Consider the following 14,059-nt stretch of genomic DNA (forward strand, 5'->3'; position numbering starts at 1 on the left):
AGCCAAGCCTATCCATTCGGTGAAGGACTGGTGACCGGCGCGGCATCTGGATCGGAAGGCGGTTCGGGTAACGACACGGCAGGCGGCGGCGATTCCGCATCGACAGGGTCCGCACAGCTCAAGACCCAGACATCATAGATCGGATGCTCCAGCGCCGATAAAGCGGGCGATGAAGCAAACATCCATCCCGAAAACAGCGGCTTTGCCGGTGCGTCAGCCTGCGTCTCGGCTATCTGCAGAAACGCAGCACTTTCGGGCGGCTCGGTCGGCGTCGACGAAAAGCAAGCCTTGGGCGTAATTTCCAGGCTGCCAAATCGGGTGGGTTGGCCGATCGGTGCCCTAAAGGAATTGATCCGCGCGGTGATCTTATCGAGACCTTGGAGAATCACCGTTTTGTTGCGGATGCTGGGCTGCGCCGCATGGCCCGGTAAAGAGACCAAAACGAATGCGATCGCCATAGAAAGCACCGGCACGGTCTTCATCATCATTGTGCCTGATTGCTCTGTCCGCGCTGGCCGCTGCCGAAGATGTACTGACCGATAAGGTCCTCGAGGTTGATCGATGACTGCGTGATGGTGATCGACTGGCCGTCTTTCAGAGCTTCATCCTCGCCGCCGGGTGTTAGAGCCAGATATTTACCACCAAGAAGGCTCGCCGAGACGATGGCAGCCGAACTGTCCCGAGGCAGTTCGATCCCATTCTCGACGCTAAAGCTGACATCGGCGCGATAGGTCTTCTTATCCAGTCGCTGCGACAGAACGCTGCCGACCTTGATGCCGCTGATCCGTACATCCGAGCCCACATCCAGACCGTCGATCCGATCGAACGCGGCGTTCAGGGTGTAGCCTGTCGGCGAGCCGACATTGCTTCGTGTATAGGCCCATCCGAGAAAGCCTATGGCCAGGAGGAGGACCACGGCGCCCAGGATCGTCTCTACGAGATTTTGTCTCATGATATCCCTTGGTTAGTCCCGGTCACGATGGCCGGTCGAGCCCCATCAAGGCACGCGCGAAAGGCAAGGCCTCGAAGGGACGCAGATCGTCGATCTTCTCGCCGATGCCAATGGCGTGTACCGGTAGCTTGTAGCGATCGCCGATGGCTACAACGACCCCTGCTCTGGCCGTACCATCCAGTTTGGTGACGATCAGACCGGTTATGTCGACCATCGTCTTAAATGTATCGACCTGGCTATGCGCATTTTGACCAGTTGTTGCATCTAGGATCAAAATCGTATCATGAGGTGCGGAGGGATCGAGCTTCTTGATCACGCGAATGATCTTTTTGAGCTCCTCCATCAACACTTGTTTGTTATGCAGACGCCCCGCCGTATCGATCATTAGGAGATCCGCACCTTCACGTCGGGCACGATCGAGAGCCTCGTAGGCCAAGGCGGCCGGATCTGAACCGGTCCTTGCGGCAATGACCGGCACGCCATTGCGCTCGCCCCATACTTGCAGTTGCTCCACGGCAGCAGCACGAAAGGTGTCACATGCGGCCAGTACAACCTTGAGCCCGGCTTCGGTCGCCTGCTTTGCCAGCTTGCCCAGCGTCGTCGTCTTGCCGGTGCCATTGACGCCACAGACCAGAACGACCTGCGGCCTGTGCTGGTCTCGGTGCGGCAAGGGTTCGGCAAGTTTCTCGAGCCGTCCGGCGATCAATCCCGCCAGCGCTTCTTTGACCTCGATATCGCTCAATTCCTTGCCGTAGCGTCCACGCGCCAGATCGCGCACGAGGTCTCGCGACGTATCGACGCCGATGTCGGAGATGATCAGTGCGTCTTCTAGCTGCTCAAGCGTTTCGTCATCCAACCGGCGCTTTGTGAAGATGCCGGCAATGCGTTCGGTCAGCGCTGAAGACGAGCGCTGCAAGCCGCCACGCAGCCGGGCGAACCAGCCCTTGGGCTCTGTCTCGCTCATGCCGCTTCTGCCATGGATCCGACCAGAAGGCCGTCCTCGATATCGGTGGCGACGATTTCCGCAATGCTGCTCACTGCCGGACCGCCCGGCGGCAGCCGCATCGTGGCAAAGTGTGCTGTGCGTCCCATGCCGCCTTGCTCCACGAGGACGCTTTGACGCCGCCCGATCTGGCTGGCGAGGAACCGGCCGAGAGCGGCATCGCCAGCTTCGCGAAGACGCTTTGCCCGTTCTTTGCGAATATTCCGGTCGACCTGCGGCATGCGCGCTGCAGGCGTCCCGGCGCGGGGGCTATAGGGAAACACGTGGAGGTATGTCAGCCCGGCCTCGTCGACGAGTTGCAGCGTGTTCTCGAACATCGTCTCGGTTTCGGTGGGAAAGCCGGCGATCAAGTCCGCGCCGTAGACGATGTCGCTGCGCAGGCTGCGCAAATGTTGTGCTACTTCGATTACGTCTCGCCGCGAATGCCGTCGCTTCATCCGCTTTAGCGTTAGATCATCGCCAGCCTGAACACTCAGGTGCAAATGCGGCATCAGCCTTGGCTCATCGCGGATAAGCCTTTGCAGATCAGGATCGATCTCCGCCGGGTCCAACGAAGAGAGCCGCAAGCGCGGCAGGTCGGGGACGCTATCGAGCAAATCCCGCAGCAGGCTTCCCAAGGTCGGCGTGCCCTCAAGATCTTTACCCCAGGACGTAATGTCGACACCGGTGACCACCAATTCGCGGTAGCCGGCGGCGACCAGGAGTCGAGCCTGCTCGATCACGCGCGACGCGGCAATCGACCGGCTTGGGCCCCGGCCAAAGGGAATGATACAAAAAGTGCACCGATGATCACAGCCACCCTGGACTTCGAGAAATGCGCGCGTACGACCATCGAAGCCTTCGACGAGATGACCCGCGGTCTCGCGCGCCAGCATGATGTCACCCACCTGGACCTTCGGCTTGGCCGAAGGTTGGGCCAATAGCTTCCAGACATCTGGATCGAGCTTCTCGGCATTGCCGACGACGTGATCCACCTCCGGCATGTCCGCATAGGCCCGACTTGCGACCTGGGCGCTACACCCTGTTACGATCAGCCTTGCACCCGGTCGCTCGCGTCGCGCTTTGCGGATGGCCTGTCGCGCCTGCCGTTCCGCCTCGGCCGTAACAGCGCAGGTGTGGATGATGATCGCATTGTCGATCGAAGCGGCAGAGGCATGCGCACGAATCACTTCGGACTCGTAGCTGTTCAGCCTGCAGCCAAACGTGATGACTTCCAGAGTTGGCTCGCTAGACATCGACATGGTTCCCCTCGCCGACAAGCATGCCTTCAAAACTGTAGGCAGTTGGCCCTGTCATGAAGACCGGGCCGGCACCGGCCCAGGCGATCGAGAGTTCCCCACCGTCGAGTTGAACTTGGCAGGCCGGACCGACGAGTTCGCGGCGAACAGCGGCCACCACTGCGGCACAGGCCCCAGAGCCACAGGCAAGCGTAAGGCCGGCACCACGTTCGAAGACACGCAAGCGCAGCGCTTCGTGCGAGACGATCTGCGCAAATCCGATATTCGCCCGTTCCGGAAACATCGGATGTCGCTCAAGCGTTGGCCCGATCGCCGGAATGTCGAGGCTATCAAGATCGTCGACGAAAAAGACAGCATGCGGGTTGCCCATGTTCACGGCAACCGGTTCCCCAAGTCCGAAGAGACGCAAGGGGACATGTAAGGTGTCGCAAGGCTGCGCCAGCGGGATGTCACGCCATGCCAACCGCGGCTCAGTCATCCCAACCTTGATTTGACCATCAGCGAGGCGCACGGCTCGCAACAGGCCGCTCCCGCTGGCAAGCGAGATCTCGTCGATGGCAGACTGGTCCATTAGGTAGCGTGCGGCGCAGCGCGTTCCATTGCCGCAAGCGCCCGCCAGCGAACCGTCACTGTTTAAGAAGTTGATCCTTGCGTCGGCGTCGGCGTCGGCGCTGGCATCAAGGATGACGAGTTGGTCGAAACCCACGCCGCGGTGCCTGTCGGCGATCCGCGTGACGAAGGCCGCATCGAACTCCAGCACCTTTTCGCGCCGATCGATCAGCACGAAATCGTTGCCCAGGCCGTGCATCTTGATGAAAGGAATTCGCTGCATTGCTGCCCGATAAGGCTTTGCCATGACTAAGGCAACCTTATCGCCATCCCGATCATGCGAGGCTGCCCAATTGCTTGACTTTTCAATGCATGGAGCGCAAAAGCCTGCGTCCTACGCTAGCCGCCGATCGGTGTCGTAGATCACTAATCCTCAAGGACGCCGGATGAACCTCCATGGCGAGGTTCTTTTGCGTCATGTTGTGCTATGCTCGATCGTCTCCACCGTCAACGGGAAGCAAGTCCTCTGAGACGCGATGTTCGATAACCTCTCCACACGGCTAGGCAAGGTCTTTGACCGGCTGAAGGGCAAGGGCGTCCTTAGCGAGGGCGACGTTGGCGACGCCATGCGCGAGATCCGCGTCGCGATGCTCGAGGCGGATGTGGCACTGCCGGTGGTCAAGGACTTCATAGCCAGCGTTCGCGAAAAGGCCGTCGGCCAAGAGGTGCTGCGATCGATTACCCCCGGCCAGATGGTCGTCAAGATCGTCAACGATCATCTCCGCGAACTTCTAGGCGGCGCGACTTCCGAGCTTAAGCTGGCGAGCCCGCCAGCCGTAATCTTGATGGTCGGCTTGCAAGGCTCCGGCAAGACGACGAGTTCGGCCAAGCTCGCCGTTCGCCTGCGCAAGGACCGCAAGAAGGTCCTCCTGGCTTCGCTCGACGTGCAGCGACCAGCGGCGCAAAAGCAACTTGAGGTCCTGGCCCAGCAGGCACAAGTGGACAGCCTGCCGATCGTGAACGGGCAGCAGCCACTCGACATCACCCGACGCGCGCTGGAAAGCGCCCGGCGTGAAGGCTTCGACGTCCTGATCCTCGATACAGCAGGCCGGCTCCATATCGACGAATCGCTGATGGTCGAGCTTCTTCAGGTTCGCGACCTCGCGAAACCGCACGAGACGCTGCTCGTTGCTGATGCGCTGACCGGTCAAGATGCCGTCAACGTCGCCAGTCATTTTCATGAGCGGATCGCCGTAACCGGCATCGTGCTGACCCGCCTCGACGGCGATGCGCGCGGTGGTGCCGCACTGAGCATGCGCCAGGTGACCGGCCGACCGATTAAATTCGTCGGCATGGGCGAAAAACTCGATGCGCTCGAGGTCTTCCATCCTGATCGCATGGCTGGCCGCATCCTTGGCATGGGCGACGTCGTCTCGCTGGTCGAAAAGGCCGCCGAGATCGTCGACAAAGATGAGGCCGAGCGACTGGCTGATAAGCTCCAGAGGGGGAGCTTCAGCTTGGAGGACTTCAAGAGCCAGCTCCTTCAGGTGAAGAAGATGGGTGGCATGGGCGGCATCATGGGCAAGCTGCCTGGTATCGCGAAGCTCAAGGCTCAGATGGGCGAAGCCAAGATCGATGAGAAAATCATCGGCCGGCAAATTGCCATTATCGATTCAATGACGAAAATTGAACGCCGCAACCCGAAGATAATCGATGGTTCGCGACGTCGTCGTATCGCCAAGGGGTCGGGAACCGACGTTGCTGACGTCAACCGACTTCTTAAGCAACACCGCCAGATGCAAGACATGATGAAACAGATGAAAAAGGCCGGCGGCCTCGGCAATCTGAAGAATCTGTTGAGTCGAGGCGGATTGGGTGGAATGAAGCTGCCCCCGGGCCTGATGCCCCCCCGCTGAAGCGGTTTTTTGCCAAGTCTAAAGAGAGATTATCGATGAGCGTTCGTATTCGCCTCGCCCGCGGTGGTGCCAAGAAGCGCCCCTATTACCGTATCGTCGCCGCCGATCAGCGTGCGGCACGCGATGGCGGTTTCCTCGAGAAGCTTGGCAGCTATAACCCTCTCCTGCCCGCCGAGGCCGAGAATCGCGTTACGCTAAATGAAGAGCGTATCCGTTATTGGCTGGGCAATGGCGCGCAGGTCAGCGATCGCGTTGCCAAGTTCCTGGACAAGGCGGGGATCACCAACAATACCGCCAAGCTTCGCGGAACGGGCAAGCGCGCCGAGGAAGCCGCCAAGAAGAAGGCCAACGCCGAGGCCGAAGCTGCCGCCTGATCTATCAGACCGGTGAGTCTCGACGGATATGCCCGCATCGGAACCCTCGCGCTTTGTGTGCGTCGCAGCCATTGCGGCCGCGCACGGTGTGCGGGGGGCAATGAAGCTCAAATGCTTTACGGCAGACCCTGAGGCTGTCGCTGGATATGGGCCGCTCTATGATGCGAATGGCAAGGCGCTCTTCACCGTTCGCATTCAATCGAGCACCAAGGATGGCGTGATCGTCACCGCGCCGGGGATCATGGATCGCGACGCCGCCTCCTCCCTCCGCGGCACGCTCCTATATATCCCGCGTGATGCCCTTCCACCATTGGCCGACGACGAGTTCTATCTTGACGATTTGGTCGGATTAATATGCCTCGACGAGGTTGGGCAAAAATGCGGCCACGTCGTTGCTGTCTATAATTTTGGTGCGGGCGATATCGTCGAAATTCGCGGCGAAGATGGCCGCGAGCATATGCTTCCGTTTACGCGCGACTATTTCCCTGACGTTGACAGCGCCAAAGGGCGGGTGACGGTTCGGTTGCCGGGTGAACTGGTGGCGAGCGCAGAACGATGACGGAGCAACCCTGGACGGTCACCGTCCTCAGCCTCTTCCCGCAAATGTTTCCGGGCCCGCTCGATTTTTCCTTGAGCGGGCGTGCCAAGGCGAACGGACGCTGGCGGCTGGTCAGCCGTAATTTGCGCGATGCCGCGCTGGACAAGCATCATACTGTCGACGACACACCATTTGGTGGCGGTGCGGGCATGGTCATGCGTCCGGACGTCGTTGCCCGTGCAGTCGACGAGGCTCTTGGCCAGGGCGCCAAGAGGCCGCTCATCTATATGTCGCCACGGGGCCGCCGTTTCGATCAGGCGATGGCACGCGAACTGGTCGCCGGCCCTGGAATGACCATTCTTTGCGGGCGCTTCGAGGGAGTAGACGAACGTGTGCTCGAAGCCAGGAACTTCCTTGAGATATCTATCGGCGACTTCGTCCTGTCTGGCGGCGAAACGGCTGCCCTTTGCATGATCGATGCCTGCGTCCGCCTGATTCCGGACGTCATGGGGGCGGCGGAATCGCTTGTCGAAGAAAGCTTCTCCGACGGGCTTTTGGAATATCCGCACTATACCCGACCGCAGGAATGGGAGGGCCGGCGCGTGCCCGACATCCTTCTTTCCGGGCACCATGGCCGCGTCAAGGAATGGCGGCGACAAAAATCCCTTGAGATCACGGCTGCCAAGCGCCCTGATCTATTGACGACCGCCGCCGGTCGTGATCCATGGCGATCCGCTCTGGCTGCCAGTGTGGAGTCGCCTGCCTGCTCGCCCGAGCGGGCTGACGGCCATCCACCTGAAGAATAATGAATGCCGAGCTTACAGGAGTAGAGTCGATGGCTGTTAATCTTATTGAAGATCTGGAACGCGAACAGATCGAGGCCTTGAGCGCTCAGCGGGCCGTCCCCACCTTCAAAGCCGGCGATACGCTGCGCGTCAACGTGAAGGTGATCGAAGGCAATCGTGAGCGTGTGCAGGCATTCGAAGGCGTATGCATCGCGCGACGCAATCGCGGCCTCAATTCGGCATTCACCGTCCGCAAGATCTCCTATGGCGAGGGAGTCGAGCGTGTTTTCCCGCTCTACAGCCCGCGTATCGACAGCATCGACGTCGTCAGGCGCGGTCGTGTCAGGCGTGCGAAGCTCTATTACCTGCGCGGGCGCACCGGCAAGGCCGCGCGTATCGTCGAGCTGCGGGATGACCGTCCCGCCAGCAAGGACCAGAAGGCAGCAAGCTGAAGTCACGGGCGCATAGCGCCCTTTGGAGCGGTAGGATGGGCAGGACGCTTTTCGAAAAGATCTGGGACAGCCACGTCGTTGATCGCCAGCCGGATGGCACCTGCCTACTCTATATCGATCGTCACCTCGTTCACGAGGTAACGAGTCCGCAGGCGTTCGAGGGTCTGCGCAGCACGGGCCGACGCGTACGGCGCCTGGACGCAACGCTTGCCGTTCCCGACCACAATGTGCCGACCAGCGATAGGAAGCTCGGCATTGCCGAGCCCACCTCGCGATTGCAGGTCGAGACTCTGGAACGGAACTGCGAAGAGTTCGGTGTCGAGCTCTTCGGCGTCACGGATCAGCGCCAGGGCATCGTTCACATCATCGGGCCCGAGCAGGGCTTTACCTTGCCCGGCATGACGATCGTCTGCGGCGACAGCCATACCAGCACGCACGGCGCCTTCGGCTCGCTGGCATTCGGCATCGGCACCTCCGAGGTGGAGCATGTGCTGGCGACCCAGACGTTGCTGCAGCGCATGCCGAAGACGATGCGGATCACAGTCGATGGCGAGCTTGGCTTTGGCGTCACGGCCAAGGACGTCATTCTCGCGATCATCGGCAAGATCGGTACTGCTGGCGGTACCGGTCACGTCATCGAATATGCTGGCAGCGTCATTCGCGGCCTCTCGATGGAGGGCCGGATGACCATTTGCAACATGTCGATCGAGGCTGGCGCGCGAGCGGGCTTGATCGCCCCGGACGAAACGACCTTCGCCTACGTCAAGGGCCGCCCCATGGCGCCCAAGGCCGGGGCCTGGGAGCAGGCGGTTGCCTACTGGAGGAGCCTGCCCTCGGATCCTGACGCGCGTTATGACACCGAGATTGTGCTGCACGGGCAAACGCTGGAACCGCAGGTAACATGGGGCACCAGCCCGCAGGACGTCGTTGGCATCACCGGAACGGTTCCGGATCCACGTGCAGCCGACGCCGAGGATCGCCGTCGGTCGATCTCGCGTTCGCTCGAGTATATGGGTCTCGAAGCGGGTATGCCGATGAGCGAGATTGCGATCGATAAGGTGTTCATCGGTTCGTGCACGAATGGGCGCATTGAAGACCTGCGCGCAGTCGCCAAACTGGTCGAGGGCAAGAAGATAGCCTCGCGCGTCGAAGCGATGATCGTCCCGGGATCGGGCCTCGTCAAATACCAGGCCGAGGAAGAGGGTCTGGACAAGATCTTCATCGATGCTGGATTCGACTGGCGCGAGGCCGGCTGTTCCATGTGTCTTGGGATGAATCCCGATAAGCTTAAGCCGGGCGAGCGCTGTGCGTCGACGAGCAACCGCAATTTCGAAGGGCGGCAGGGGCCGGGCGGGCGCACGCATCTGCTCTCCCCAGCCATGGCCGCCGCTGCCGCATTGAACGGGCACCTGACCGACGTGCGCGACTTGGCCTGAGATCGATCGAGGATCCGAGTTTCCAGTGAACCCGGATCGAGCTCATTTCCGGGAGCATCTTTATGCAGCCCTTCACGAAGCTCACTGGGGTGGCCGCTCCTCTGCCACTCGTCAATGTCGACACTGACAAGATCATCCCGGCGAAATGGCTAAAGACAATCAAGCGCACCGGTCTCGGCATCGCGGCGTTCGAGACACTGCGCTACGAGACGGATGGTTCTGAGAAGCCCGACTTCGTTCTTAATCGCGAGCCTTATCGACACGCCGAGATCCTTATCGCCGGCGCAAATTTTGGCTGCGGCAGTTCGCGCGAACACGCGCCCTGGGCACTGCTCGACTTTGGCATCCGCTGCGTAATCGCGCCGAGTTTCGCCGACATCTTCTTTAATAACTGCTTTAAGAATGGCATCCTGCCGATTGTCTTGCCGCAGGAACAGATCGACCTGCTCATGCAGGAAGCAACCGAGGCCGATGATCCCACCTTCACGGTTGACCTAGAGGCCAAGGAAATTATCCGGCCACGCGGCAACGCACCCTTGCCGTTCGACGTCGATGCCTTCAGCCGAGATTGCCTGTTGCAGGGCCTTGACGATATCGGCCTGACGCTCGCCAAGAGCACCAAGATCGACGGCTTCGAGTCTCAACAGCGCACGGGACAACCTTGGCTCTACCGAGCTGTGGCCTGAACCCAATCTCCTCAAGCGAAAGAAGCATCGGTCATGACCGAACAAGGTCACATTCTCTTCCTCCCGGGTGATGGAATCGGTCCCGAGGTGATGGAAGAGGTCAAGCGGGTGGCCGGCTGGTTCGGCGCTCGCGGACTGGTCTTCGCACTCGACGAAGATCTCGTCGGCGGCGCGGCCTATGATCGCCACGGCGTCCCGCTGGCTCCAGCGACCCTTGAGAAAGCGACGACGATCGGCACGGTCATGTTCGGCGCTGTGGGGGGGCCAGCCTATGATGACTTACCCTTCGAGAAACGGCCCGAGCGTGGTCTCCTGGCACTGCGCAAGGAGCTTGGCCTGTTCGCCAATCTCCGCCCTGCTCTCGTCTTCCCGGCGCTTGCGGCAGCCTCAGCCCTCAAGCCCGAGTTGGTCGAAGGCTTGGATATCATGATCGTCCGGGAACTAACGGGCGGGGTATATTTTGGCGAGCCCAAGGAGGTCACGAGCCTGCCCGACGGTCAGGAACGCGCAGTCGACACGCAGGTCTATACGACCTCGGAGATCGAGCGGATCGCGCGTGTCGGCTTCGAACTGGCGCAAAAGCGCTCCAATCGGGTTGCCTCGGCCGAGAAATCGAATGTCATGAAGTCGGGCATTCTTTGGAAGAAGACCGTTCAGCGTATTCACGATACCGAATTTGCCGGTGTCGAGCTTGCGCACGTGCTGGCTGATAACTGCGCGATGCAACTCGTTCGACAGCCCAAGCAGTTCGATGTGATCGTAACCGATAATCTTTTCGGCGACATCCTGTCCGACGTTGCGGCCATGCTGACGGGCAGTCTCGGCATGTTGCCATCCGCTTCGCTGGGGGCACCCGATCAGCATGGGCGGCGCAAGGCGATGTACGAGCCCGTGCACGGCTCGGCGCCCGATATCGCCGGCCGGGGCATCGCCAATCCCTTGGCCTGCATCTCGAGCTTCAGCATGCTGCTTCGCTATTCGTTCGAGCGGGGAGCGGAGGCCGACATGCTGGACCGTGCCATCACCCGCGTGCTGGACGAAGGGTATCGGACAGCCGACATCATGCAGTCCGGAGCGACCAGAGTTTCGACCTCCGAGATGGGCTCGCGCATCCTGGACGCGCTCGATCGACTGGCTGCCTAGAGCGGCCCTGCTGGGAAGGACTAGTTTCAATGGGCTACAAAGTGGCCGTCGTGGGCGCGACCGGTGCGGTTGGTGGAGAAATCCTCGAGATCCTGGCCGAGCGGAACTTCCCGGTGGATGAGGTTGTTGCCCTCGCCTCCGAGCGGTCCCTCGGCAAGGAAGTATCATTCGGAGATGATGAGCGGCTGGAGGTCAAGGATCTCGAAACGTTCGATTTCGAGGGCTTCGACATCGGGCTGTTTTCGCCAGGGGCGAAGATCTCCGCCGTTCATGCGCCCCGCGCTGCACGCGCCGGCTGTGTCGTGATCGATAACACCTCGCATTTCCGGATGGAGCAGGATGTCCCGCTGATCGTCCCGGAGGTCAATCGCGAGGCGCTTGTCGACTTTCGCGCTCGGAATATCATTGCCAACCCGAACTGCTCGACCATCCAGATGGTCGTAGCGCTTAAGCCGTTGCACGATATTGCCCGAATCAAACGGGTCGTCGTCTCGACCTATCAATCGGTCTCAGGCGGCGGCAAGGAGGCGATGGACGAGCTCTTCGAGCACACCAAGGCGATCTACATGAACGATCGTAAGGTGCCGGAGATCTTTCCCAAGACGATCGCCTTCAACTGTATCCCGCAGATCGACGTCTTCCTGGAGGATGGCTCCACCAAGGAAGAGTGGAAGATGACGGTCGAGACCAAGAAGATCCTGGACGCCGCGATCGACGTTACGGCAACCTGCGTGCGTGTCCCGGTCTTCGTCGGCCATGCCGAGGCGGTCAATGTCGAGTTTGAATCGCCGATCGAGGTCGAAGAAGCGATCGAGGCCCTGCAAAACGCCGAGGGCGTCCTTGTCGTGGACGATCCAGAGCGCGGGGAATACGTGACTCAGATTGACTGCGTGGGTGAATATGCGGTCTTCGTGTCGCGTATCCGCAAGGATCCGACCGTACCTTATGGCCTCAACCTTTGGATCGTGTCTGACAATCTGCGCAAGGGTGCTGCACTCAATGCCGTGCAGATCGCCGAAGCCATGGTCGAGGACAGCCTAATCTGAGAGGACAGCGACAGAGATGAAGACTTGAGCGAAACATCCTCCAACATCGCTGAGTATTCTGTCTCCGAACTGGCCTTCGCGTTGAAACGGACGGTCGAAGACTCCTTCGGACTTGTACGTGTGCGCGGCGAGATTTCTGGATTTAAGCGCGCGGCTTCTGGCCATGTCTATCTGGCACTGAAGGATGATCGAGCCGTCCTGGATGCCGTCGCCTGGCGCAACACGCTGGGCCGCCTTGCCTTTGAGCCCGGTGACGGATTGGAGGTCATCTGTGTCGGCCGACTGACGACCTATCCTGGCCGTTCCAAGTATCAGCTCGTCGTCGAGCGTATGGAGCCTGCCGGTATCGGCGCCCTCCTGGCGCAACTAGACGAACGCCGCCGCCGGCTCGAGGCCGAGGGCCTCTTCGATGTATCGCGTAAGCGACCATTGCCGGTCCTGCCGGGCGTCATCGGTATCGTGACCTCTCCGACCGGTTCGGTCATCCGCGATATCCTGCATCGTCTGGAGGAGAGGTTTCCCAGGCGCGTTCTGGTCTGGCCTGTGCCCGTGCAGGGCGAAGGCGCGCGGGAAGCCATCGCTGCGGCTATCGACGGCTTCAGCGGGATGCCCGAGGGCGGGGCTATACCGCGGCCCGATCTGATCATCGTTGCTCGTGGCGGCGGCTCGATCGAAGATTTGTGGGCGTTCAACGAGGAAATCGTCGTTCGCGCCGCAGCGGCCTGCTCGATTCCGCTTATCTCGGCGGTGGGACACGAGACCGACACCACGCTTATCGATCTCGCGGCCGACCACCGCGCGCCGACGCCGACCGCCGCTGCCGAAATGGCGGTCCCTGTCCGTCGCGAGCTGATGCTCCAGCTCGACCAGCTGAGGATGCGCCAGCAAGCCGGTCTCGGACGCACGATCGACGAAATGCGCCGACACGTCGATGGGGTAGCTCGAGGACTGGCTCACCCGTCAAGACTGCTCGGAACGGCCGCCCAACGGCTGGATGATTTGAGCGAGCGGCTTCGCCTCCGGCCGCCCGCTGAGGTTGTCCGAGTCCAGCGCCTGCAACTGCTGGGCCGTGGAGCCCGGCTTGATGAGGTGGCCGCCGACATGATCCGGCGCTCGACCGAGGCCCTGTCAGCGATAAGTGGCCGATTAGCGATTGAGACCCTGACAGGCCGCCTTGAAACTGGCTTGTCGACCCTGGCGCGCATGTCCCCCCGACTCGACCAGGCCACGCGAGGCCGACTCCGCGCGTATGGCGAACGTGTAGAGGCTTTGAGCGCCCTTTGTCATTCACTCGGGCCACAGCGCGTCCTGGAGCGCGGCTATGTGCTCGTCCGGGACGAGACTGGTAGCTTGGTCACGACCGCTGACGATGCAAAGAGCAAGGCCCATCTCTCCATCGTGTTCAGGGATGCCGCCTTGAACGTCGTGCCTGAACTCGATGAACGGCCGATAACTCGGCGACGCCCTGCTGGCAACCGGAGCAAGACCGCCGGAAAGCAGGAGACGCTGCTCTAAGCAGCCTCATCTGCGCTCGCGTCCCAGCCGACCTCGTCGACAGGGAATGTCGTATCGGTGAGCGGCGCGCCGGTCGACGGGTTGACGAGCTCGACCATGCGCATCGTCAAATAGACAATGGGACCATCGCTGGTCTTCAACGGCACTCGGATATTGTCACCACCGACAACGAGGTTTTGTAGATATAGCTTAGATCGCCGTCGGGCAGCTTCGTTATCGTGCCGTGATTAGCTTTGCGGACGCCGACCGTCATTTCCTTGCCGGATCAATCGCGCAAGCCTGTCGGCAGGACGATCTTTATACTGACATTCGCTGGCGTTTGCGCCGATGCGGCGACGAGATTCGTTAAGGCGACGCTACTGGAATCAGAGCGGACGCGCGGGACCCGGCAAACTGGAGCTTGCACGCCAGCCGCCGATGCTGCTT

The 14,059-nt window shown here is 60.9% G+C and carries 16 protein-coding genes; 10 read left to right on the forward strand and 6 right to left on the reverse strand.

The features are described 5' to 3' along the window. Positions 1-8: 8 nt before the first annotated feature. Genes CFB17_RS19555 through dapF form a run of 5 tightly spaced genes read right to left on the reverse strand, consistent with a single transcriptional unit; the run spans position 9 to position 4,049 of the window. Positions 9-485: a DUF2155 domain-containing protein gene (locus CFB17_RS19555; RefSeq protein ID WP_322112118.1), complete on the reverse strand. Its 477-nt coding sequence runs from the start codon at positions 483-485 to the stop codon at positions 9-11. After that, entirely contained in the window at positions 485-952 is a 468-nt protein-coding gene (mlaD, locus tag CFB17_RS03240) for an outer membrane lipid asymmetry maintenance protein MlaD (protein WP_088559970.1), read from the reverse strand. The genes CFB17_RS19555 and mlaD overlap by 1 nt, the downstream gene beginning before the upstream one ends. 22 nt (positions 953-974) lie before the next feature. Further along, positions 975-1,916, reverse strand: coding sequence for a signal recognition particle-docking protein FtsY (gene ftsY, locus CFB17_RS03245; RefSeq protein WP_088559971.1), 942 nt, complete (start codon positions 1,914-1,916; stop codon positions 975-977). Further along, positions 1,913-3,190 (reverse strand): tRNA (N(6)-L-threonylcarbamoyladenosine(37)-C(2))-methylthiotransferase MtaB, encoded by a 1,278-nt coding sequence (gene mtaB / locus CFB17_RS03250; protein WP_407642373.1) that lies wholly within the window; start codon positions 3,188-3,190, stop codon positions 1,913-1,915. The genes ftsY and mtaB overlap by 4 nt, the downstream gene beginning before the upstream one ends. Beyond that, positions 3,183-4,049 (reverse strand): diaminopimelate epimerase, encoded by an 867-nt coding sequence (dapF, locus tag CFB17_RS03255; protein WP_243389704.1) that lies wholly within the window; start codon positions 4,047-4,049, stop codon positions 3,183-3,185. The genes mtaB and dapF overlap by 8 nt, the downstream gene beginning before the upstream one ends. Before the next feature lie 229 nt (positions 4,050-4,278). Between dapF and ffh the strand changes: the two genes are divergently transcribed. The 10 genes from ffh to xseA all read left to right on the forward strand — a co-directional run bounded on the left by ffh (position 4,279) and on the right by xseA (position 13,633). Further along, positions 4,279-5,658: a signal recognition particle protein gene (gene ffh / locus CFB17_RS03260; RefSeq protein ID WP_088559973.1), complete on the forward strand. Its 1,380-nt coding sequence runs from the start codon at positions 4,279-4,281 to the stop codon at positions 5,656-5,658. A gap of 35 nt (positions 5,659-5,693) precedes the next feature. Further along, on the forward strand, positions 5,694-6,032 hold the full coding sequence (rpsP, locus tag CFB17_RS03265) for a 30S ribosomal protein S16 (RefSeq protein ID WP_088559974.1): 339 nt from the start codon (positions 5,694-5,696) through the stop codon (positions 6,030-6,032). Between the two features lie 28 nt (positions 6,033-6,060). After that, positions 6,061-6,591 (forward strand): ribosome maturation factor RimM, encoded by a 531-nt coding sequence (rimM, locus tag CFB17_RS03270; protein ID WP_088559975.1) that lies wholly within the window; start codon positions 6,061-6,063, stop codon positions 6,589-6,591. Continuing rightward, a complete protein-coding gene (gene trmD / locus CFB17_RS03275; protein WP_088559976.1) occupies positions 6,588-7,376 on the forward strand; it encodes a tRNA (guanosine(37)-N1)-methyltransferase TrmD in 789 nt (262 codons plus the stop codon). The genes rimM and trmD overlap by 4 nt, the downstream gene beginning before the upstream one ends. 29 nt (positions 7,377-7,405) lie before the next feature. Beyond that, positions 7,406-7,807, forward strand: coding sequence for a 50S ribosomal protein L19 (gene rplS / locus CFB17_RS03280; RefSeq protein ID WP_088560229.1), 402 nt, complete (start codon positions 7,406-7,408; stop codon positions 7,805-7,807). Positions 7,808-7,842: 35 nt separating this feature from the next. Next, entirely contained in the window at positions 7,843-9,243 is a 1,401-nt protein-coding gene (gene leuC, locus CFB17_RS03285) for a 3-isopropylmalate dehydratase large subunit (RefSeq protein WP_088559977.1), read from the forward strand. Between the two features lie 62 nt (positions 9,244-9,305). Then, entirely contained in the window at positions 9,306-9,929 is a 624-nt protein-coding gene (leuD, locus tag CFB17_RS03290) for a 3-isopropylmalate dehydratase small subunit (RefSeq protein WP_088559978.1), read from the forward strand. A 33-nt stretch (positions 9,930-9,962) separates the two neighbouring features. After that, a complete protein-coding gene (gene leuB / locus CFB17_RS03295) occupies positions 9,963-11,072 on the forward strand; it encodes a 3-isopropylmalate dehydrogenase (protein WP_088559979.1) in 1,110 nt (369 codons plus the stop codon). A gap of 29 nt (positions 11,073-11,101) precedes the next feature. Then, positions 11,102-12,118, forward strand: coding sequence for an aspartate-semialdehyde dehydrogenase (locus CFB17_RS03300; RefSeq protein WP_088559980.1), 1,017 nt, complete (start codon positions 11,102-11,104; stop codon positions 12,116-12,118). 24 nt (positions 12,119-12,142) lie between these two features. Beyond that, positions 12,143-13,633, forward strand: coding sequence for an exodeoxyribonuclease VII large subunit (xseA, locus tag CFB17_RS03305; protein ID WP_088559981.1), 1,491 nt, complete (start codon positions 12,143-12,145; stop codon positions 13,631-13,633). Here xseA and CFB17_RS19095 read toward each other — a convergent pair. Continuing rightward, complete coding sequence (locus CFB17_RS19095; protein ID WP_165769400.1) at positions 13,630-13,773, reverse strand: hypothetical protein; 144 nt, start codon at positions 13,771-13,773, stop codon at positions 13,630-13,632. The two genes, xseA and CFB17_RS19095, sit on opposite strands and share 4 nt — an antisense overlap. Positions 13,774-14,059: the final 286 nt, after the last annotated feature.

Origin of the sequence: Arboricoccus pini (genome assembly GCF_900187945.1) — a bacterium.
GTDB classification, from domain to species: domain Bacteria; phylum Pseudomonadota; class Alphaproteobacteria; order Geminicoccales; family Geminicoccaceae; genus Arboricoccus; species Arboricoccus pini.

Bases quoted from the DNA above. Each gene is read 5' to 3' on its own strand.
- ftsY (WP_088559971.1), bottom strand. From the start codon at position 1,916: ATGAGCGAGACAGAGCCCAAGGGCTGGTTCGCCCGGCTGCGTGGCGGC.
- leuB (WP_088559979.1), top strand. From the start codon at position 9,963: ATGACCGAACAAGGTCACATTCTCTTCCTCCCGGGTGATGGAATCGGT.
- ffh (WP_088559973.1), top strand. From the start codon at position 4,279: ATGTTCGATAACCTCTCCACACGGCTAGGCAAGGTCTTTGACCGGCTG.
- rpsP (WP_088559974.1), top strand. From the start codon at position 5,694: ATGAGCGTTCGTATTCGCCTCGCCCGCGGTGGTGCCAAGAAGCGCCCC.
- leuC (WP_088559977.1), top strand. From the start codon at position 7,843: ATGGGCAGGACGCTTTTCGAAAAGATCTGGGACAGCCACGTCGTTGAT.
- leuD (WP_088559978.1), top strand. From the start codon at position 9,306: ATGCAGCCCTTCACGAAGCTCACTGGGGTGGCCGCTCCTCTGCCACTC.
- mtaB (WP_407642373.1), bottom strand. From the start codon at position 3,190: ATGTCTAGCGAGCCAACTCTGGAAGTCATCACGTTTGGCTGCAGGCTG.
- dapF (WP_243389704.1), bottom strand. From the start codon at position 4,049: ATGGCAAAGCCTTATCGGGCAGCAATGCAGCGAATTCCTTTCATCAAG.
- CFB17_RS03300 (WP_088559980.1), top strand. From the start codon at position 11,102: ATGGGCTACAAAGTGGCCGTCGTGGGCGCGACCGGTGCGGTTGGTGGA.
- CFB17_RS19555 (WP_322112118.1), bottom strand. From the start codon at position 485: ATGATGAAGACCGTGCCGGTGCTTTCTATGGCGATCGCATTCGTTTTG.
- rimM (WP_088559975.1), top strand. From the start codon at position 6,061: ATGCCCGCATCGGAACCCTCGCGCTTTGTGTGCGTCGCAGCCATTGCG.
- trmD (WP_088559976.1), top strand. From the start codon at position 6,588: ATGACGGAGCAACCCTGGACGGTCACCGTCCTCAGCCTCTTCCCGCAA.
- mlaD (WP_088559970.1), bottom strand. From the start codon at position 952: ATGAGACAAAATCTCGTAGAGACGATCCTGGGCGCCGTGGTCCTCCTC.
- rplS (WP_088560229.1), top strand. From the start codon at position 7,406: ATGGCTGTTAATCTTATTGAAGATCTGGAACGCGAACAGATCGAGGCC.